This window comes from Novosphingobium sp., assembly GCF_027489515.1.
GTDB lineage: Bacteria > Pseudomonadota > Alphaproteobacteria > Sphingomonadales > Sphingomonadaceae > Novosphingobium.
The window spans coordinates 1-19,667 of record NZ_JAIXZS010000076.1 but is presented as its reverse complement, the minus strand read 5'-3'; the positions used below and the strand labels follow the sequence as shown (position 1 = coordinate 19,667).

Annotated in this window: 17 protein-coding genes; 10 read left to right on the top strand and 7 right to left on the bottom strand. The window is 66.7% G+C overall.

Going from position 1 to position 19,667, the window contains the following annotated elements; all coding sequences use genetic code 11:
• Positions 1–7: 7 nt before the first annotated feature.
• Positions 8–1,156, top strand: coding sequence for an MFS transporter (locus Q0082_RS13695; RefSeq protein ID WP_298193562.1), 1,149 nt, complete (start codon positions 8–10; stop codon positions 1,154–1,156).
• Here the strand turns inward: Q0082_RS13695 and Q0082_RS13690 are convergent.
• The 6 genes from Q0082_RS13690 to Q0082_RS13665 all read right to left on the bottom strand — a co-directional run bounded on the left by Q0082_RS13690 (position 1,153) and on the right by Q0082_RS13665 (position 5,247).
• Positions 1,153–1,392, bottom strand: coding sequence for a hypothetical protein (locus tag Q0082_RS13690; RefSeq protein WP_298193560.1), 240 nt, complete (start codon positions 1,390–1,392; stop codon positions 1,153–1,155). The two genes, Q0082_RS13695 and Q0082_RS13690, sit on opposite strands and share 4 nt — an antisense overlap.
• 72 nt (positions 1,393–1,464) lie before the next feature.
• Positions 1,465–1,887, bottom strand: coding sequence for a nucleoside-diphosphate kinase (ndk, locus tag Q0082_RS13685; protein WP_067908053.1), 423 nt, complete (start codon positions 1,885–1,887; stop codon positions 1,465–1,467).
• Positions 1,888–1,972: 85 nt separating this feature from the next.
• Positions 1,973–2,416, bottom strand: a complete 444-nt coding sequence (locus Q0082_RS13680) for a DNA polymerase III subunit chi (RefSeq protein ID WP_298193559.1) — start codon at positions 2,414–2,416, stop codon at positions 1,973–1,975.
• 2 nt (positions 2,417–2,418) lie between these two features.
• Complete coding sequence (locus Q0082_RS13675; protein ID WP_298193556.1) at positions 2,419–3,639, bottom strand: Xaa-Pro peptidase family protein; 1,221 nt, start codon at positions 3,637–3,639, stop codon at positions 2,419–2,421.
• Positions 3,636–3,788: a DUF2256 domain-containing protein gene (locus Q0082_RS13670; protein ID WP_298193554.1), complete on the bottom strand. Its 153-nt coding sequence runs from the start codon at positions 3,786–3,788 to the stop codon at positions 3,636–3,638. Before Q0082_RS13670 ends, Q0082_RS13675 begins: the two co-directional genes overlap by 4 nt.
• A 1-nt stretch (position 3,789) precedes the next feature.
• The gene (locus tag Q0082_RS13665) at positions 3,790–5,247 is read right to left on the bottom strand and encodes a leucyl aminopeptidase (RefSeq protein WP_298193551.1); all 1,458 of its coding nucleotides are present in this window, start codon (positions 5,245–5,247) and stop codon (positions 3,790–3,792) included.
• 203 nt (positions 5,248–5,450) lie between these two features.
• On the opposite strand from Q0082_RS13665, the gene lptD reads away from it, so the two are divergent.
• The 4 genes from lptD to rsmA all read left to right on the top strand — a co-directional run bounded on the left by lptD (position 5,451) and on the right by rsmA (position 11,277).
• The gene (gene lptD, locus Q0082_RS13660) at positions 5,451–7,664 is read left to right on the top strand and encodes an LPS assembly protein LptD (protein WP_366522564.1); all 2,214 of its coding nucleotides are present in this window, start codon (positions 5,451–5,453) and stop codon (positions 7,662–7,664) included.
• Positions 7,665–7,875: 211 nt separating this feature from the next.
• Positions 7,876–9,255, top strand: a complete 1,380-nt coding sequence (locus tag Q0082_RS13655; RefSeq protein ID WP_298193546.1) for a peptidylprolyl isomerase — start codon at positions 7,876–7,878, stop codon at positions 9,253–9,255.
• 47 nt (positions 9,256–9,302) lie between these two features.
• A complete protein-coding gene (gene pdxA / locus Q0082_RS13650) occupies positions 9,303–10,325 on the top strand; it encodes a 4-hydroxythreonine-4-phosphate dehydrogenase PdxA (protein ID WP_298193544.1) in 1,023 nt (340 codons plus the stop codon).
• Between the two features lie 115 nt (positions 10,326–10,440).
• Entirely contained in the window at positions 10,441–11,277 is an 837-nt protein-coding gene (gene rsmA / locus Q0082_RS13645; RefSeq protein ID WP_298193542.1) for a 16S rRNA (adenine(1518)-N(6)/adenine(1519)-N(6))-dimethyltransferase RsmA, read from the top strand.
• Here the strand turns inward: rsmA and Q0082_RS13640 are convergent.
• The gene (locus tag Q0082_RS13640; RefSeq protein WP_298193540.1) at positions 11,274–13,463 is read right to left on the bottom strand and encodes a PQQ-dependent dehydrogenase, methanol/ethanol family; all 2,190 of its coding nucleotides are present in this window, start codon (positions 13,461–13,463) and stop codon (positions 11,274–11,276) included. The genes rsmA and Q0082_RS13640 overlap by 4 nt on opposite strands.
• Before the next feature lie 188 nt (positions 13,464–13,651).
• Between Q0082_RS13640 and Q0082_RS13635 the strand changes: the two genes are divergently transcribed.
• From Q0082_RS13635 to Q0082_RS13615, 5 genes are all read left to right on the top strand, one after another.
• A complete protein-coding gene (locus Q0082_RS13635; RefSeq protein ID WP_298193538.1) occupies positions 13,652–15,388 on the top strand; it encodes an FAD-binding oxidoreductase in 1,737 nt (578 codons plus the stop codon).
• Positions 15,389–15,501: 113 nt separating this feature from the next.
• Positions 15,502–16,707 (top strand): hydrolase, encoded by a 1,206-nt coding sequence (locus tag Q0082_RS13630; protein ID WP_298193536.1) that lies wholly within the window; start codon positions 15,502–15,504, stop codon positions 16,705–16,707.
• A 5-nt stretch (positions 16,708–16,712) separates the two neighbouring features.
• The gene (locus Q0082_RS13625; RefSeq protein ID WP_298193534.1) at positions 16,713–17,744 is read left to right on the top strand and encodes an arginine N-succinyltransferase; all 1,032 of its coding nucleotides are present in this window, start codon (positions 16,713–16,715) and stop codon (positions 17,742–17,744) included.
• An 11-nt stretch (positions 17,745–17,755) separates the two neighbouring features.
• Positions 17,756–19,018 (top strand): N-succinylarginine dihydrolase, encoded by a 1,263-nt coding sequence (locus Q0082_RS13620; protein ID WP_298193531.1) that lies wholly within the window; start codon positions 17,756–17,758, stop codon positions 19,016–19,018.
• A 157-nt stretch (positions 19,019–19,175) separates the two neighbouring features.
• Positions 19,176–19,433, top strand: coding sequence for a hypothetical protein (locus Q0082_RS13615; RefSeq protein ID WP_298193583.1), 258 nt, complete (start codon positions 19,176–19,178; stop codon positions 19,431–19,433).
• Positions 19,434–19,667 lie beyond the last annotated feature (234 nt).

Below are 19,667 nucleotides of genomic sequence, written 5' to 3'. Positions count from 1 at the left end.
GCCGCAAATGCCTCGAACCCCGCTTTCCCCGCTGCACCGGCTTTATTTTCACTCCGCGCTGCAATCGTTTGTTGAAGCGGGTGGCGGCATCTTCATCGCCGGCTTCCTCGTCAGCCGCGGCTTCTCGTTCCCGGCCGCCCTCGCCAGCTTCGCGCTGATCGTGCTGTCGCGCCTCGCCTTGCGCGGCCTCGTGCTGCCGCTCGCGGTGCGCTTTGGTGTGCGCAACGTTCTGCTCATCGGCATCGCCGTGCGCGCGGTCAGCTTCGCGCTGCTCCCGCTCGTCCACGAAGTCGGCCCGCTCCTTGCGCTCTTCGTCGCGATCAGCGGCCTCGGCAGCGTACTCTACTGGACAGCGTGGCACGGATTCCTTCCGGTGCTCACCGATTCCGGACGTGGCGGGCAGCAGATCAGCGTCCAGCAGGCGACGAGCGCGCTTGTCGGCATCGCGGCCCCCGCGCTCGGTGGCCTGCTCCTTGCCCATGGCGGTCCCGGCATCACCTTCGCCGTCATCACCACGCTGCAACTCGCCAGCGCGCTACCACTCCTTGGTGCGCCCAATCCAGCGATCGACCCCGCCGCCGTGCTCGAACCCGGCGTCGCCCGCTACGCGCGCCGCCTCTATTTCAACGAAGGCTTCCACTCGGGCTGCGCGGTGGTGATCTGGAACCTCGCGCTGTTCGCCTCGCTTGGCGAGCATTTCGACCAGTTCGGCGCCGCGATGGCTGCCGCCGGAGTCGCCGCTGCCGCCGGCAGCCTCCTCGTCGGCCGGATGATCGACGGTGGCCGCCCGCGCCACTCGCTCGTCATCGCTTATGGCGCCGCAGCCCTCGCGCTTGCCGCCAAAGGCACCGCACTGGGCCATCCGCTGCTCGCCGTCGCCGCCACCGCGCTCGGCGCGCTCGTCGTGCCGATGACCAGCACCGCCATGCTTGCCCCGCTCTACGCGATGGCGCGGCAGGGGCCTTGCGTGCTGCGCTTCTCGATGGCGACCGAAGGCGGCTGGGACATCGGCTGCTCCGCCGCCTGCCTCATCGCCGCCGCGCTGCTTGCCAGCGGCTCAGGCTTCCGGTTGCCGATTCTCATTGGCCTCGTCGCCGTAGCCGCGATGGCCTGGATGCTCGACCGCTGGTACGCCCGCCGAACCGCCCTGGCCTAGATCTCGCTGATTTCCACCAGCGGCCGATCCTCTCGCGTGCCGCGATAGCGCGCGTTCGGCTCGCTCTCGCCCGGCGAGATGATGACATGGTCCTCATGCACTTCGAGCAACGTGCCCACGAACGGCATGCCCTCGAGGCTCCCCGTCACACGGTAGCTCACGATGTCGCCCACCTTGAACGTGGCGGGATCGAAATTGAACTCGAACGGGCATGACCCGTCCCCCATTCCCAGCATAACCTCTCCCGGAACGCAAAGGGCCGCCGGATCGCTCCGGCGGCCCTCGCTATACCAGTCTGATCAGCGAGATCAGCCGACGATTTCTTCCGGCTTGAAGAAGTAGGCGATTTCGATCGCCGCGTTCTCGTCCGAATCCGAACCGTGGACGGTGTTGGCTTCGATCGATTCGGCCAGTTCCTTGCGGATCGTGCCCGGCTCGGCGTTTGCCGGGTTGGTCGCGCCCATGATGTCGCGGTTGCGCTGCATGGCGTTCTCGCCTTCCAGCACCTGCACCACGACCGGGCCCGAGATCATGAACTCAACGAGGTCGTTGAAGAAGGGACGCTCGCGGTGGACGGCATAGAAGCCCTCGGCCTGCTCGCGGCTCATGTGGATGCGCTTCGAGGCAACGACGCGCAGGCCGGCTTCCTCGAGCATCTTGGTGACCGCGCCGGTCAGGTTGCGGCGCGTGGCATCGGGCTTGATGATCGAAAAGGTGCGGGTAACCGCCATGGGATGTTCCTTGCGTATTGGGGGGCTTTTGGTTGGCCGCGCCCCTAGCGGGCTTTGTGCTGCACTGCAAGGATATGGGGCAAGGTCAGCTCCGCGAGGGGCCTTCCAGCCACTTGCCGCCTTCCTGCCGCCAGTACTTGCGATCGGTGCCTTCGCGGCTCCCCAGCAGGCGCCAGGTTCCCCGCGCCTCGTCGATGCGCTCGGGCGGAAACAGCAGGAACACGCGCGCGGCGTTCTCCATCTCGCGCCACACCCCGTCTGCCAGCGCGAGATAGCGTGCCCCATTTGCGGGCACTGGCTCGTGCGAAAGCAGGATCGGCTGGCGCGCATCGTGCTCTGTGCCCGCCATGCCGTTGGCGAGGAAGCTTTCGGGAATACGCGTCCACAACGCCTCGCTGATCCGGCCGAGCTGCTCCGCATCCTCCGAAACCACCAGCAGCCGCTCACCCGCGCCCAGCGTGCCCTGCGCAAGGCGCGGCAGCACCAGTTCCGCCGGATCGCGCGAAAGCTGGTAGAAATCGACCCGCATGGTCAGATCGGATCGCCCAACGAGCGGGCGAGCGGTGTGAAGCTCTGCGGACCCGCCTCGGTCATCACCCAGCAGTCCTCCAGGCGCATCCCGAACTCGCCGGGGATATAGAGCCCCGGCTCGTTGGAAAAGCACATGCCCGGGGCCAGCGGCGTGCTGTCATTGCCCACGAGATAGGGGCTCTCGTGCCCATCCATCCCGATCCCATGGCCTGCGCGGTGTGAAAGGCCCGGCAGCGCGAAGCCCGGCCCCCAGCCCTCGCGCTCATAAAAGCCGCGCACCGCCGCATCGAGCGCGCCGACCGGCACGCCAACCTTGGCCGCGCCAAACACCACGTCCTGCCCGCGCCGGATCGTGTCCCACACCTTGCGTTGCCGCGCGGACGGTTCGCCGAACACGAAAGTTCGCGAGATATCCGATTGATAATCCTCGACCACGCACCCGCAGTCCATCAGCACGACCGAGCCTTCGCGCACCACTTGCGGCGTCTTGGAGCCATGCGGATAGGCGCTCGCCTCGTTCAGCAGCACCAGCGCGAAATCATTCTCCGCACCCATGCGGGTCGTTGCCGCGCCCACCAGACCGCCGATGTCGTGCGCCGTCATGCCCTTCTGCGTCGCGGCGTGCGCCTCACGCAGCGCCGCCAGCGTGATCGCATTGGCAATCCGCATCAGCGCCAGTTCGGCAGGGGATTTGATCTGGCGGCAGGCATTGACCAGCGCCGCGCCTGAAACGACTTCGAACCGCCCCTCGCGCGCCAGCCCTTCGGTGATGAACGCCCGCGTCGTCTGCTCCACGGCCACGGGCCCGCCGCGCCCTTTCAGCGCATCGGCGATCAGCGCAAAGGGGCTCGCATCCTCATGCCATGTGCGAAGATCGGCGGGTATCGCGAGGGTTTCCTTCACCGAAGGCGCCTCGAAGAACGGTGTCACCACGATCGGCTGCCCACTTGCCGGGATCACCGCTGCCGTGATCCGCTCCGATCGCGACCAGCGAATGCCGGTGAAGTAGGTCAGGCTGCTCCCGCTCTCCACCAGCAGGGCGGCAATCCGCCTCTCGGCCATCAGCCCCTGCACCTTGGCAATCCGCGCCATGCGCTCAGCCGGCGTGATAGGAACTGCTGCATCGGCCAGTCTGCCCGGTACCGCAGCCTTGAGCGGCATGGCCGCCAGCGCCGCAGCGCCACCTGCGCTGGCCAGAACAGCACGCCGCGACCAGTTCATGCCGCCTTGCCCTTCCCCGAACGGCAGCGATCCGAACAGAACTTCACGTTCTCCCAATCGCGCTCCCACTTCTTGCGCCAGGTGAAGGGCAGGCCGCAAGACGCACAGACTTTCGTCGGCAGGTCCGCCTTGCGGCGCATCTTGGGCACCTTAGGCCTCGAGCACGTCGCGCACGTAGCGATCAAGCAGGCGCACGCCGAAGCCGGTCGCGCCCTTGTCATGCGTCGCGCCGGGCTTGTCGACCCACACCGTCCCCGCGATATCGAGGTGCGCCCAGGCCACGCCCTTGTCGACAAAGCGCTGGATGAACTGCGCCGCGGTGATCGAGCCGCCATAGCGCGGCCCCACGTTCTTCATGTCGGCAATCGGGCTGTCGATCAGCTTGTCGTAGGCCGCGCCTAGCGGGAAGCGCCACAGCATGTCGCCGCTCGCCTTGCCCGCCGCATCGAGCTGCCCGGCCAGCAGATCATCGTTGCTGAACATGCCGGCATGCTCGTGCCCGAGCGAAATGATGATCGCGCCGGTCAGCGTCGCAAGGTCGATGATCGTCGCGGGTGCATATTCCTTCTGCACCCAGGTCACCGCGTCGCACAGCACCAGCCGCCCTTCGGCATCGGTGTTGATCACTTCCACCGTCTGGCCCGACATCGTGGTGACGACGTCGCCCGGGCGCTGTGCATTGCCATCGGGCATGTTCTCGACCAGCCCGCACACGCCGATCACGTCCGCCTGCGCCTTGCGCCGCGCCAGCGCGAGCATCGTGCCCGCCACTGCGCCCGCGCCGCCCATGTCCCACTTCATGTCTTCCATGCCCGCGGCGGGCTTGATCGAGATGCCGCCGGTGTCGAACGTGACCCCCTTGCCGACGAATGCGGTCGGCTTCGTGCCCGCCTTTCCCTTCCAGCGCATCGCCAGGATCTTGGGCTCGCGCACCGATCCCTGCGCCACGCCGAGCAGCGCGCCCATGCCGAGCGCGGTCATTTCGGCAAGGCCGAGCACCACGATCTCGACACCGGTGCCCTCCAGCCGCGCCTTGCAGCGCTCGACGAAGCTGGCCGGGTAGATCACGTTGGCGGGCTCGGTCACGAGTTCGCGGGTGAACTCCACGCCCTCGGCAATCGCGGCCTCGGTTTCCCACACGGCCTCGGTTCCTTCCGGCGCACCAAGGACCACGATCTTCGCCAGTGAGGGCTTCTGTTCGTCGCTCAGCTTGGTGCGGTACACATCATGGCGCCACGCGCGCAGCCGCGCGGCGAGGAGCACCGCAGCCGCTTCCTCGGCCGTCAGCCCGCTGCCGGCAAAGTCGATGGCCATCTCGGTCTCGCCCGAGGTGAGGTACTTGGCAGTGATTGCGCCGCCCGCGCGCTCCAGCGCAGCCGTGCGCCCGGCAGCGCCCGGCTCGCCGATCCCGGCAAAGACAAGGCGCTGCACGCCCGCGCCTGCCGGCACCATCGCCTCGAACAGCTGCCCTGTCTTGCCCGAGAAACGCGCCGCAGCGGCCGCCTCGCGCACCAGCACATCGGCATCCACGGGCAGGGCGTCCTGCGCCACGAAGCTGGCAATCAGGCGGGGACGGATCGTATCGGCGGCGGCGAATTCGATAATCATTCAAGGCTCCTGCCGGAAAAAGGGCACACCCCGGAGCTCAGCACGGCTCAAGGTGAATTGTGGGTTTGCAGTTAAGCGGCACCGGTGCGATAGGCAAGGCCATGCGAGCCCCCCCGCGGCCCCAGCCGCAAGCCTTGTCTCCGCAAGCCTTGTTCCGATGCTTGCGGCCTTCTTGCGTCGCGGTATTCCGCCCGACTTTGGCTGTGCTCGGCGCGCTCGCGCTGGTGTCGGGCGAAGTTCATGCGGAGACGGTAGCCCCCGCGTCCCCTCCCTCGCCACCGCCCCAAGAGGCAAGCGCTTCGGGCGAAATCCGCTTCCAGGCCGATCGCGTCACTTACGCCAGCGATGCCGAGACCGTCACCGCCACCGGCAATGTCGTCCTGCGCCGCGCAGAGCAGACCGTGCGCGCCGATGTCGTCACGTGGAACCGCAAGACCGGGCTGATCGAGGCAAGCGGCAACATCCGCTTCGTCGATGATGCCGGCAACGTGCTCTATACCGACAAGGTCGAGCTGACGGACGCGCTGAAGGCAGGCGCGATCGAGGACATGCTGCTCGTGCTGCGCCAGGGCGGCCGCCTCGCCGCGCGTAGCGGGACGCGCGCTGCCAATGGGGACATGGTGCTGCGCGATGCCGCCTTCTCCGGCTGCGCGGTGGAAGACGAAAGCGGCTGCCCCAAGCACCCGAGCTGGGAAGTCACGGCGGTTGCCGTCACCTACGATGCCAAGGACCAGCGCGTCCGCTACAAGGGCGCGTTGCTGCGCGTGTTCGGCCTGCCGATCCTGCCGCTGCCCGGCCTTGCGCACACCTCGGACTTCCGTGCCGAAAGCGGCCTGCTCATTCCCGATTTCCGTTTCAGCGCGGCCAACGGCGCGGAAATCAGCGACACCTATTACTGGCGCCTGGCGAACAACAAGGACCTTGCACTCACCGGCTATCTCTTCACCGGCGCGCTGCCGATGATTTCGGGCCGCTACCGCCAGCTCACCGACAAGGGCGCCTTCCAGACGAGCGCCTATCTGACCCGCAGCGCGCGCATCAATGTCGGCGGCGGCAATGTCACGGATGCCAATGCCCAGCAGCAGGTGTTCCGCGGCTATTTCGAGGCCAACGGCCGCTTCCAGATGTCAGAGAATTGGAGCCTGACCGGCTACGGCCGCTACGCCAGCGACCGCACCTTCCTGCGCCGCTACGATATCAGCCGCGACGACCGCCTGCGCTCGACGATCAATCTCGAGCGAATCGATGCCAGCAGCTACTTCAGCCTTGCCGGCTGGGCGGTGCAGACCTTGCGCAGCGGCGACCGACAGGGCCTTGTCCCCATCGCCATCCCCGCGCTTGAATACCGCCGCCGCATCATCCCGCCGAAGATCGGCGGCACGCTCGAGCTGCAGGTCAACAGTCTCGCGCTCACCCGGCCCGGTGGGCAAGACACGCAGCGCGCCTTCGCCAAGGCGCAATGGGATCTGCGCACGATCACCGGATTCGGTCAGGAAGTCACCTTTACCGCGCTTGCGCGCGGTGATGTCTACCACTCGCGCCAGAACGAGCTCACCACCAACCTGTTCTACCGCGGCGTGCCCGGCTGGCAGGGCCGTGCCATCGCCACCGCCGCGGTCGATATCAAGTGGCCGCTGATCGGCGCGGCGTTCGGCGGCACGCAGGTGTTCACCCCGCGCGTGCAGTTCGTGGCGATCCCGAAGGTGCGCAACCTCGCCATCCCCAACGAGGATTCGCGCTCGGTCGAACTCGAGGATTCCAATCTTTTCTCGCTCAACCGCTTTCCCGGCTACGACCGCATCGAGGACGGCCTCCGCGTCACTTATGGTGCGGACTGGCAGCTGACCCGGCCGGGTTGGCGGGTGATGACCACCGTGGGGCAGAGCTACCGCCTCTCGACGCAGAACACCCTCCTGCCCGATGGCACGGGCCTTTCCTCGCGCCGGTCCGATATCGTCGGCCGCACCGAGCTCAGGTTCCGCGATATCATCCAGTTCACCCACCGCTTCCGGCTCGACAAGGACAGCCTCAAGCTCAGGCGCAACGAAGTCGACGCGACCATCGGCAACCATCGGACCTACGCGGAAATCGGCTATCTCCGGCTTAACCGCGATATCCCGGCAACTTTCGAGGATTTGCGCGACCGCGAGGAACTGCGCTTCTCGGGCCGTGTCGCCTTCGCGCGGCGCTGGTCGGTGTTCGGCTCGGGCGTCGCCAACCTGACGAACCGTATCGACGATCCGACCAAGACCAAGGACGGCTTCCAGATGCTGCGCCATCGTCTCGGCTTTGCTTATGCCGACGATTGCCTCGATCTCGCGCTGACCTGGCGGCGCGACTACATCACGACGGGTGACGCGACGCGCGGCAACACCATCCAGTTCAATATCGCGTTCAAGGGCCTTGGCGTCCGCTAGTTTGTCCAGCCTGTTCGCAAGGCGGAACCACTCACTTTTCCTCCGTTTCGCTTCCATCACCGTTGCAATCGGGCTATCGCCCCCTCAGCGGCCGGGCCACTCACCTCGGGTTCAGCCGAGCAATGTCATCTAGAAACGGCGAGGGGACCGTGCGGCACGCCAGCCGGATGGGGCCGATAGACAGGCCAGAGAACAGGAATATCGAACTGCCATGAATACCCGGTTTCGCTTGTTTGCTGTCCCAGCGCGCGCCGCGCTTGCCCTTGGCGCCCTTGCGGTTGCCGCCGCCCCCGTCGCCGGAACGTTTGCGCAGACCCTGCCCGATCCGGCAGAGCTCCCCTCGTCCGATGGCGGGCTCAATCTGCCCGCCAATCCCGTCATATTCGGCAAGGCCGATCCGCATCTGCGCCGCGCTACCGCGATCGTGAACGGCGAGATCATCACCGGCACCGACGTCGACCAGCGCCTCGCGCTCATCGTCAGCGCCAATGGCGGCAAGGTCCCGCCCGAAGAAATGGAGCGCCTGCGCCTTCAGGTCCTGCGCAACCTGATCGACGAGACGTTGCAGATCCAGGAAGCCAAGGCTGCCAGCATCGATATCGAGGAAGAGGAGGTCAACCAGACCTTCGAACGCGTCGCGCAGCAGAATTTCGGCCAGAACCCCGCCGCGCTCGAAAAGTACCTCACCTCGATCGGCTCGTCCTCGGGCTCGCTCAAGCGCCAGATCAAGGGCGAACTGGCCTGGCAGCGCCTCCTGCGCCGCAACGTTCAGCCGTTCATCAACGTCTCGGACGGCGAAGTCCGCGAAATGATGGACCGCCTCAAGGCCGCCAAGGGCACCGAGGAATACCGCATCGGCGAAATCTACCTCGCTGCCACGCAGGAAACCAAGCCGCAGGTCCTCGCCAACGCGCAGAAGATCATGGAGCAGCTCAAGGGCGGCGGCAGCTTCGTCGCCTATGCCCGCCAGTATTCCCAGTCGTCGAGCGCGTCGGTCGGCGGCGATCTCGGCTGGATCCGTCTCGCGCAGCTTCCGCCCGAACTTTCGACCCCCGCCGCGCAGATGGCACCCGGCCAGCTGGTCGGCCCGATCGAGCTCGCCTCGGGCTATTCGCTGCTCTACCTGATCGACAAGCGGCAGGTCCTTACCGCCGACCCGCGCGATGCCGTGCTCAGCCTCAAGCAGATCTCGATCGCCTTTCCCAAGGGCACCGCTGAAAAGGAAGCCGCCGCAAAGGCTTCTGAATTCGCCAAGGTGGTCAAGGATATCAAAGGCTGCGGCGCTGCCGATACCGCGGCCGTCGCATTGGGCGCCACTGTGGTCGCCAACGACCAGATCCGCGTCCGCGATCTGCCGACGGCGCTGCAGGATACCATCCTCAAGCTTTCGGTGGGCGAGACCACGCCGCCCTTCGGCTCGATCGAGGACGGCGTGCGCGTCCTCATGCTCTGCGGCCGCGACGATCCCAAGGTCGAAAGCGGGCCCAACTTCGAACAGCTCCAGTCGCAGATGGAGGACGACCGCGTGAACAAGCGCGCCCAGACCTATCTGCGCGACCTCCGCCGCGACGCGGTGATCGAGTACAACTGAGGCATTATCTCCTCTCGCTCGGTGCGCGGCTCTGCTAGAGCCGCGCCATGACCGTCCCCCAACTGCCGCTCCTGCCTTTGGCGATCAGCCTTGGCGATCCCGCCGGCATCGGCCCCGAGCTGATCGCCGCTGCGTGGGAGCAGCGCGTGGCGCAAGCGCTCCCACCGTTTTTCGCCGTGGGCAATCGCGATCTGATCGAAGCCGCTGCGCGCAGCCGCGGCCTTGCCATCCCTGTCGTCGCCATAGCCGCGCCGGATGAAGCTGCCGCCGTGTTCCCTCACGCGCTTCCCGTACTCGATGTCGGCACCGCACCTTACACGCCCGGCCAGCCCGACGATGCCGGCGCCGCGCTTGCCCTGCGCGCGCTTGAAGTTGCAACCAGCCTCGTCAAGCAGGGCGCCGCTGCCGCCCTTGTCACCGGCCCCATCGCCAAGAGCCGCCTTGCGCGCATCGGCTTCAACCAGCCGGGCCAGACCGAATTCGTTGCGGAGGCCTGCGGGATCACCCCTGAAAACGCGGTGATGATGCTCGCCGGGCCGAACTTGCGCGTCGTCCCCATCACCGTCCACGTCGCCCTGCGCGATGTGCCGTTTCTGCTCTCGGCGGAGCTCATCCGCACCCGCTCTGCCATTGCCGCCGCCGCGCTCACCCGCGATTTCGGCGTCGCCAACCCCCGCCTTGCCGTCGCAGCGCTCAATCCGCATGCCGGCGAGGATGGCCGCATGGGCACCGAGGACCGGGACGTGATCGTCCCCGCCGTAGCCGCGCTGCAGGCCGCCGGGATCGACGCGCGCGGCCCCCTGCCTGCCGACACCATGTTCCACGCCGAAGCCCGCGCGACTTATGACGCGGCCATCTGCATGTACCACGATCAGGCGCTGATCCCGATCAAGGTGCTCGATTTCGATGAGGGCGTGAACGTCACGCTCGGCCTCCCCATCATCCGCACTTCACCCGATCACGGCACCGCTTTTGCCATTGCAGGCACCGGCACCGCCCGCCCCGGCGCGACCATTGCCGCGATCCGTATGGCCGGAGAATGCGCCGCGCGGAGAGCCGCCGCCGCATGATGGACACCTCTTATCTTCCCCTCCCCCGTTCGGGGGAGGCCGGGTGGGGGTACCCCGCGCTTCCCGGAATCGCCATTCCCCCTCCCCCAACCCCTCCCCACCGGGGAGGGGAGCCATGACTGACACCGCCGGAGTGAATCTCCCCCCCTTGCGCGAAGTCGTCCAGCGCCACGGCCTCATCGCCACCAAGGCGCTCGGGCAGAACTTCCTCTTCGACGAACAACTCCTTGCCCGCATCGCCACCGTTCCCGGCGAACTCAAAGGACAGAACGTCCTCGAGGTCGGCCCCGGCCCCGGCGGCCTCACCCGCGCGCTGCTGCGCCGCGGCGCCAACGTGACCGCCATTGAAATGGACCGCCGCTGCCTCCCGGCGCTGGCCGAACTCGCCGAAGCGTTTCCCGGACAGCTCAAGGTGATCGAAGGCGACGCGATGAAGATCGCGCCTGCCGAACTGTTCGATGCGCCATGGCACGTCGTCGCCAACCTGCCCTACAACGTCGGCACCGCGCTCTTCACCGGCTGGCTCTCCGGGCAGGACTGGCCGCCGCCGTGGCGCAGCCTCACGCTCATGTTCCAGCAGGAAGTCGCCGAGCGCATCGTGGCCGCGCCCGGCAGCGATGCCTATGGTCGCCTTGCCGTCCTCGCCCAGTGGCGCAGCCGGCCGCGCATCGCCATGCGCGTCCACCGCAGCGCCTTCACCCCGCCGCCCAAGGTCATGTCGGCGATCATCCATGTCGAGCCCGCTGCGATGCCGGAAGGCGTCTCGCCCCGCATGCTCGAACGCGTGACCGAAGCCGCCTTCGGCCAGCGCCGCAAGATGCTCCGCCAGAGCCTCAAGGGCCTCCCCGGCGCGCTCGATGCTCTGGAAGCGCTGGATATTGATTCCCAGCGCCGCGCCGAAACCCTCAGCGTCGCCGAATTCGTTGCCCTGGCCCGCGCGCTTACCCGCTAGTTCGCCGCAGCCTTCTTCCGCTGCGCCAGATACCCCTTGCGCTGCGTATCGACCAGATAGGCATCGATCGCCTCGGCGTCGTAGCGGCTGACCATATCGCCCATCGGCGCCATGCCGTTCCCCGCCAGCGCGCCGCCCAGCACAATCTGGTTGAACATGCCGTGGATGTCCTTCGGCAGCCGCGAAAGATCGGGCGTCACGCCGGGCCCGAACATGTGGCAGCGCGAGCAGAACTCGGTGAACTTGGCCTCGCCATGCGCGATCTTCGCAGCTGTGGCCCGAAGCGGCGGGGGCGCGGGATAAGTCAGCGGATCGGGCCGCAATTCGGGCTGCGGCACTGCCCCGCCGCCCAGCTTGAACACGAGGATGCGGTTGGTGTTGCGGTTCTTGTAGGCAATGTCCGCCGGCGTGATCGGATAGCTGATCCCCACTCCGCCGTAGCCCGTCTGCACCGCGATATACTGCACCCCGCCGATCCGGTAGGTCATCGGCGCGGCCATGATATGCGATCCGGTCTGGATCGAGGCGAGCTGCGCACCCGTCTTGGCGTTGTAGACCCGCAGCGTGCCATCCCCGCGCCCCTGCACCACGATATTGCCCGCGGTCGAAAGCACCCCGCCGTCATAGCCGCGGTTGCCGTCGGAAGTGACCTGCTCCCACACCACCTTGCGCGCCACCGGGTCCCACGCTTTCAGTACCTCGCGCACCAGGCTAGTCTTGCCGCGCTCCTTCTGCAGCTCCGCCTTGGTCGGGATCGGGCCGAACAGCCGGCTCAGCGTCTGTTCGTCATAGGTATCGTCGGGGATGATGCCGTTGGCGTTGAAGAAGCCTTCGAGGTGATCGAGCTTGCCCTTGTTGGCCGGCAGGTTGACCATGACATTGGGCACATCGAGCGTCGGGATGTAGACCAGCCCCGTCTGCGGGCTGAACGACATCGGGTTCCACGTGTGCGCCCCCGCCCAGGAGGGGTAGACGTTCTTGGGCTTGGCCGAATAGTCCGCCACTTCGGTAAACTCGGGCCTTCCGGTGGCAAGATCCACGCCCTTGGCCCAGTTCACATAAGCAAAGGCATCCGCCGCCAGCAGCTTCCCTGTCTTGAGGTCGAGCGTGTAGAAGAAGCCGTTCTTCGAAGCCTGCATCACCACTCGCCGCGTCTCGCCGCCGAAGGGCAGGTTGGCAAAGGTGAACTTCTGCGTCGCGTCGTAGTCCCAGGCATCGCCCGGCGTTTCCTGATAGTACCAGGTCATCCGCCCGGTCTTCGCGTTGACCGCCACGATCGAGGCATTGAACAAGTCGTCGCGCCGCTCGGCGGCAGACTTCACCCGCGAATAGGGCGAGGCATTGGCGGTGCCGAACACGATCTGGTCGGTCTCGGCATCATAGGAGAGGCCGTCCCACACCGTGCCGCCGTTCTGGTAACGGCCGTCGTGGTCCGGCCCCCATGACTTTGCCGCCATTTCCAGCTCGGGATGCTCGAACGGCTGCCCGGGCGGCGGCGGCACCGTGAAGAAGCGCCACTTGAACGCACCGGTCTTGATGTCCCACGCCGAGATGTAGCCGCGCGTCGAGCCGTCACCCAGATCGGCGCCCGAATTGCCGATCACCACGGCATCGCCCGTCAGCAGCACCGCCCCGGTCGAGGCATAAGTATAGGTCGATTTGCCCCGACCTATGATCGTGTCTGCGGTCCACTTCTCCGCCCCGGTCTTGGCATCAAGCGCGTGGAGCCGCCCGTCCTCGCTGGCGACGAACACCACCCCGTCCCGCACCGCGACACCGCGGTTGACCGTGTCGCAGCAGGCATTCCTCGCCGAAGCGGGATCGATGCCGGGATGAAACGTCCACAGCACCTCGCCCGTCGCGGCATTCAGCGCATAGACGATCCCCCACACGCCCGAGGTATACATCACCCCGTCGATGACGAGCGGCGTCGCTTCCTGCCCGCGCTCGGTGCCCATGTCATAGGCCCAGGCAAACCCGAGCTGATGCGCGTTGCTGTCGTTGATATCCGCAAGCGAGGAGAACCACGTTCCCGCCGGATCCCCGCCGACATAATGCCACTCGTCCCCCGCTACGGCATGCGTCGCCGCCGCAAACTCGGGCAGGCCTGCCTGAAGCGAGGATGCGGCAAGGCCGCAGGCACAGAGCAGACCGATGAGGGGCCGGCGCAAGTTGATCGAGAGCATGAAACCGAGTGTCTGTCGAAACAGCGACCTTCGCAAGCCGGATTTCCGCAGCGCCGCAGCACCAAGCTGCGCAATCCCGGTAACTTGGCGGTCTTTGACAGCCAGCCGGATTTGCGCGACGAATAAGGTCCGTTTCGGTGGCGCTGCCCGTTGAAGGCGCATCGAAGCGCTTTCGGGATGGAGGATGTGTGGACCGTCGGAACTTGCTGAAACTGCTTGCGGCATCGACAGCCGCAAGCGGCATATCGGGAGCAGTTCTCGCAAAGCCATGGCAAGCAGCAGGCAAGCCTGACTGGAATGCACTTCGGGCGAAGCTGGGCACGCGCCTGCTCAAGGTCGATTCACCGCTTGAAGCCTGCGCGAAATCAAATGGCAAAGGCGCTGAAGCGCTCTTCGCCAAACTCAAGAACCCCTATTATCTGGGCGATGAATCCGCCCTCACGCAGACCCTTGGCTGGATCGACGGGTGGACGACGCAGGCTAGCGACCATGCCGTTGCAGCCGAGTCTGCCGATGATGTCGCCGCCGCGGTAAGCTTTGCGCGGCAGCACGGCGTTCCCCCGGTCGTGAAGGGCGGCGGCCACAGCTACTTTGGCAATTCCAACCGCGCCGGATCACTGCTTATCTGGACCCGGCGCATGCGCAGCATCACGCTGCACGATGCCTTCGTTCCCGCCGGTGCGCCCGCCACCGCGCTCGGCATTCCAGCAGTTTCGATCGGCGCAGGCGCAATCTGGGGCGATGTCTACAACAAGGTTGCGGCGATTGGCGGGCGCTATGTCCAGGGCGGCGGCTGCCTCACCGTCGGTGTTGCCGGCTTCATTCAGGGCGGCGGTTTCGGCAGCTTCTCCAAAACCTTCGGGACCGGCGCATCCAATCTTCTTGAGGCCGAACTGGTGACCGCAGACGGCAGGATCAGGATTGCCAATGCCCATCAGAACCCTGAGCTGTTCTTCGCACTGAAAGGCGGCGGAGGCGGAAGCTTCGGCGTCGTGACGAGGCTCACGCTCAAGACCCACCCCCTGCCCGATGCCATTGGCGCGATCCAGTTTTCGGTGGAGGCCCGCTCAGACGAAGCCTGGCGCGCCTTGGTCGCGCGCACCATAGCCTTCTATGCAGAGGCCCTGTTCAGGCCCGAATGGGGCGAGCAGCTGAATTTCAGGCCCGGACGCAAGCTGAGCGTCTCGATGCTGTGCCACGGGCTGACCTCCGATCAGATCAAGGCGGTCTGGGCCCCGTTCATGGAGTGGCTTGCAGCGCGACCGGCAGATTACAGCCTCGGCGGCGAACCTCTGATCGTCTCGGTTCCCGGTCGCCGATTCTGGAGCCCCGAGTTTCTCCGATCGCTGCAGGGCATCGTCTTGCAAGACGATCGCCCCGGGGTATCGCCGGACAATCTTTTCTGGGCAACCAACCAGGGCGAGGCAGGGCAGGTCATCAACGCCTATCAATCCGCCTGGTTGCCCGCCGACTTGCTCAAGGAGGCAAAACAAGCCGATCTGGTCGATGCTCTGGTTTCCGCGTCAGCCCATTGGCCTCTGGGTCTGCACACCAACAAGGGACTGGCCGGAGGCACCGCCGAAGCCATCGCCGCAACCCGCGCAACCGCGACCAACCCGGAAGTCCTGGATGCGTTCGCGCTGCTGATCTGCGCCGCCGAAGGACCACCGGCGTGGCCCGGCATTCCCGGGCACGAGCCCGATCGCAAGGCCGGGCGGGGAGAAGCGGCGCACGTGGCATCCGCGATGGCCCCTATCCGCGCGCTCGTCCCGGATGCGGGAAGCTATATGTCCGAGGCTGACTACTTTGGGCCGAACTGGCAGAAATCCTATTGGGGCGGGAACTATCCACGGCTGCTCGCCGCCAAGAAGCGCTATGATCCGGCAAACCTGTTTCGGGGCCATCATTGCGTCGGCCAAGGCTAGTCGCGCAAATCCGCTCACGGCGCTCACGCTTCGCCTTGACTGACCGGTTGCGGATGAAACAATCCTTCCGAGCGGGGGTTCACCCCGGCGCGCGGGCAGGCTAGAGCGTCCCCATGGCCATGCTTGCCCCCACCGAAGCAGCCCTCATCGAGGGGATCGACGCGCCTGCGATGCTGCAGCAGGTCGAGGCGTGGTGTGCGATCAACACCGGCACGCGTAATACCGCGGGCCTCGCCCGCCAGGCCGCGCTGCTGGCCGATGCGTTTGCCGGACTGCCTGGCGAAGTGCGCCTCGCCGCCCCCGCCCCGGTCGAGGCGATTGCCGCCGATGGCCGCGCGGTAGAGATCGAACACGGCGCGCATATGCTCCTCTCGGTTCGCCCCGATGCGCCGCGCCGCTATCTGCTCACCGGCCACATGGACACCGTCTATCCGGCCGACCACCCGTTCCAGACGCTGACCTGGCTCGATGGCGAAACGCTCGGCGGCCCCGGCACTGCCGACATGAAGGGCGGCATCGCCGTCATCCTTGCCGCGCTCAAGGCCTTCGAAACCAGCCCGCAGGCGGCTGCGGTCGGCTACGACGTGCTCATCAACTCCGACGAGGAAACCGGCAGCCTCGCCTCCGCGCCGCTCATCGCCGAGCTTGCTGCGGGCAAGGCGGCGGCACTGACCTACGAACCCTCCGCCCTTCCCGATGGCACGCTCGCCGGCGCACGCGGCGGCAGCGGCAATTACAGCGCGATCGTCACGGGCCGTTCCGCCCATGCCGGACGCAACCCGCAGGATGGCCGCAACGCGGTGGTCGCCGCTGCCGATCTCGCGCTCGGTTTGGAGGCGCTCTCGGGTGACGGCCTCGCCATCAACCCTGCCCGGATCGACGGCGGCTCGGCCAACAATGTCGTGCCGGATCACGCCGTGCTGCGTTTCAACATCCGCCCCCGCAGCGAAGCGGATGCCGCGCGGTTCACTGCCGCCATCGGTCCGCTGCTGCGCGAGGTCGAGCTGGCGCACGAAGTCAGCATCCACCTGCACGGCGGGATCAGCCGCCCGCCCAAGCCATTGACGCCGGAGGCGGAGAAGCTGTTCGAACTCGTCCGTCGCTGCGGCGCCGCGCTCGGCCAGCCGATCCGCTGGCAAAGCTCGGGCGGGGTCTGCGATGGCAACAACATCGCCGCGCTCGGCGTCCCTGTCGTCGATACGATGGGCGTGCGCGGCGGGGCGATCCACTCACCGCAGGAATACATGATCGTGCCGTCGCTGGCCGAGCGGGCCGCGCTGTCGGCGCTCGTGCTGCACCGGCTTTCCGGAGGGGAATAAGAAGCGTGACCCACGTCATCCGCGCGGCCCGCGCCGCGGATCTCGAACATCTGTACGAGATGGCAAAGCTCACCGGCGGCGGCTTCACCAACCTGCCGCCCGATCGCCGCGCGCTGACGGCCAAGCTGGAGCGCGCCGCTGCCGCTTTCGCCAACAACGAAGAAGGCGATCCCGAGACACAGCGGGACGAACTCTTCGTCCTGATCCTCGAAGACCTTGCCACCCGCGAGGTGCGCGGCACCTGCCAGATCTTCACCCGCGTCGGGCAGACCTGGCCGTTCTATTCGTACCGCATGGCGACGCTGACCCAGCACTCCAAGGAACTGGGCCGCACCTTCCGTGCCGAGATGCTCAATCTCGTCACCGATCTCGAAGGCTCTAGCGAAGTCGGCGGCCTGTTCCTTCACCCCGGCGAGCGCGCCGGGGGCTTGGGCATGCTGCTCGCGCGCAGCCGCTATCTGTTCATCGCGATGCACCGCAAGCGCTTTGCCGATCGCATCCTCGCCGAACTGCGCGGCGTGATCGACGAGCGCGGCGGCTCGCCCTTCTGGGACGGCGTCGCCGGGCGCTTCTTCGGGATGAACTTCCAGGAAGCCGATTATTTCAACGCGATCAACGGCAACCAGTTCATCGCCGATCTGATGCCGAAGCATCCGGTCTACATCGCCATGCTGCCCGAAACCGCGCGTTCGGCGATTGGCCTGCCGCACCCCAGCGGCCGCGCGGCGATGCGCATGCTGGAGACCGAAGGGTTCGCCTCCGAAGGCTATTTCGACATCTTCGACGGCGGACCGACGATGACCGCGCGCACGGACAAGGTGCACTCGATCGCCTCGGCCAGGATGGTGCCCGTCACCGAGGTTCGCGCGCCCGACGAGACCGCCACCCGCGCGCTCGTCGCCACCGGCCGCCTTGCCGATTTCCGCTGCTGCTTTGCCCGCATAATGGCAGACGGGGATGGCGTCGCGCTCGATCCCGCGGCGGCTGCGGCACTCGGCGTCGGCGTTGGCGATAGCGTCTGGCACGTGGCGCGCTGAAGGAACCTGCAATGAGCAATCTGGTCGAGATCAACTTCGATGGCCTCGTCGGGCCGAGCCACAACTACGCCGGGCTCAGCCTCGGCAACCTCGCCTCGGCAAAGCACGGCGGCGATGTCTCCTATCCCCGTGCCGCCGCGCTGCAGGGGATCGGCAAGATGCGCCACAACATGGGTCTCGGCCTCGCGCAGGGCCTGCTTTGCCCGCTGCCGCGCCCCAACCATGGCTTCCTCGGCGCGCTGGGCCTCACCGAGCCCGCAGACGAAGCCGAACGCCGCCTGCGTGCCGCCGCCTGGTCCGCCAGCTCGATGTGGACCGCCAACGCCGCCACCGTTTCACCCGCGCCCGATACGGCGGACGGGCGCTGCCACCTGACGGCGGCGAACCTCGTCACCATGCCGCACCGCTCGCAGGAATGGCCCGATACCGTGCGCCAGCTGCGCCTTGCTTTCAGCGACAGCGCGCATTTCGCCGTCCACGATGCCGTCCCCGCCTGCTTCGGCGATGAAGGCGCGGCCAACCACATGCGCATGGGCGCGCACCACGCCGCGCCCGGCCTCGAAATCTTCGTCTACGGCAAGCCCGGCGGCGCCTTCCCTGCGCGCCAGCACGAACAGGCGAGCCGCGCCGTTGCGCGCCTCCACGGGCTTGATCCGGCGCGCTGCCTCTTCGTCGAGCAATCGGGCGAGGCCATCGCGGCGGGCGCCTTCCACAACGACGTGGTCGCGGTCGCCAACGAGCGGGTTCTGTTCACGCACGAACAGGCCTTTGCCGATCCCGATGGCACCTATGCCGCAATCCGCGCCGCGCTGCCTGAAGCCGAAATCGTGATCGTGCCCGCCAGCGCCGTCAGCCTTGCCGATGCCATCGCCAGCTACTTGTTCAACGCACAGCTTCTCACCCTGCCCAGCGGCGAAATGGGCCTCGTCATTCCGCTCGAAGCATGGGAGCATCCGGCGGTGCGCGCCTGGCTCGATGGCATGCTCGCCTCGAACGGCCCGATCCGCCGCGTCCTGCCGGTCGATGTGCGCCAGTCGATGGCCAATGGCGGCGGCCCCGCCTGTCTGCGGCTGCGCGTTGTCGCTGATCCTGCCACCGTCGATCCGCGCTTCCTCCTTACCGAAGCGCGTGCTGACATGCTGGAACAACTGATTGCCAGCGCCTGGCCGGAACAGATCGATCCTGCCGACATCGGCCGCGACTCGCTGGCGTCCAGCGTGATCGCTGCGCGCGCGGCGCTGCTTGAGGCCCTCGATCTTTCTGCACTGGCCTGAAACGGTACGCCCCGCCGCGCGCAGGTTAAGCCTGCCTTTACCATGGCCTGTCGCCGTGCTTTACAGCGGACAGGCTATGCCTTGCCGCATAGCCCCGTGATTGCTGATCTGGCACGAAGGTTGCGGAAGAGGTTTGGTGATGCACAAGAAGCCTTCCCTGCTGCACAAGATCAGCCGCCTGTTCGTGATCAAGAACCGGTTCGAGGCGAGCGCGATCATCTACGCGCTGGCGCTGGGCTCGGCTGAACGCGGCCAGATCTATCTCTCGCAGTATCCGGGTTTCGGCGGCAAGCTGCTGTTCCTTGCCAGCTGCCTTGCCGTCTTCATGGCCGGCGCCAAGATCATGGACGCGATGAAGTACGAGCGCGAGGCCAGGGCCCAAGCGCTGCCGGTGAAGGCCGATACCGAAATGTAAGGGAAGTGGAGGCGTTTCTGTTGCCCGGTACGCCTGCACCTGAAGATGTGGGGCAAGCCGGGCTGAAACGGGGCGACTGAAGGTGGGGAGGTTCTGTTGCCCGGCCCTCCCCGAGCCGCTGAATTCCCTTCTGTTGCCCGGTGGGTTCAACCGCGCTTTAGCTTTGTAAGATCAGGCCGTTAAGCCGTCAGATTACGCCGCGAGAGCGAGTGCTTCGTTGTCGTTGGCACTTGT

Coding starts and splice junctions, on each gene's coding strand:
- rsmA (WP_298193542.1), top strand. CDS start 10,441: ATGACTGACACCGCCGGAGTGAATCTCCCCCCCTTGCGCGAAGTCGTC.
- ndk (WP_067908053.1), bottom strand. CDS start 1,887: ATGGCGGTTACCCGCACCTTTTCGATCATCAAGCCCGATGCCACGCGC.
- Q0082_RS13665 (WP_298193551.1), bottom strand. CDS start 5,247: ATGATTATCGAATTCGCCGCCGCCGATACGATCCGTCCCCGCCTGATT.
- Q0082_RS13680 (WP_298193559.1), bottom strand. CDS start 2,416: ATGCGGGTCGATTTCTACCAGCTTTCGCGCGATCCGGCGGAACTGGTG.
- Q0082_RS13690 (WP_298193560.1), bottom strand. CDS start 1,392: ATGCTGGGAATGGGGGACGGGTCATGCCCGTTCGAGTTCAATTTCGAT.
- Q0082_RS13695 (WP_298193562.1), top strand. CDS start 8: ATGCCTCGAACCCCGCTTTCCCCGCTGCACCGGCTTTATTTTCACTCC.
- Q0082_RS13675 (WP_298193556.1), bottom strand. CDS start 3,639: ATGAACTGGTCGCGGCGTGCTGTTCTGGCCAGCGCAGGTGGCGCTGCG.
- Q0082_RS13655 (WP_298193546.1), top strand. CDS start 7,876: ATGAATACCCGGTTTCGCTTGTTTGCTGTCCCAGCGCGCGCCGCGCTT.
- pdxA (WP_298193544.1), top strand. CDS start 9,303: ATGACCGTCCCCCAACTGCCGCTCCTGCCTTTGGCGATCAGCCTTGGC.
- Q0082_RS13630 (WP_298193536.1), top strand. CDS start 15,502: ATGGCCATGCTTGCCCCCACCGAAGCAGCCCTCATCGAGGGGATCGAC.
- Q0082_RS13640 (WP_298193540.1), bottom strand. CDS start 13,463: ATGCTCTCGATCAACTTGCGCCGGCCCCTCATCGGTCTGCTCTGTGCC.
- Q0082_RS13620 (WP_298193531.1), top strand. CDS start 17,756: ATGAGCAATCTGGTCGAGATCAACTTCGATGGCCTCGTCGGGCCGAGC.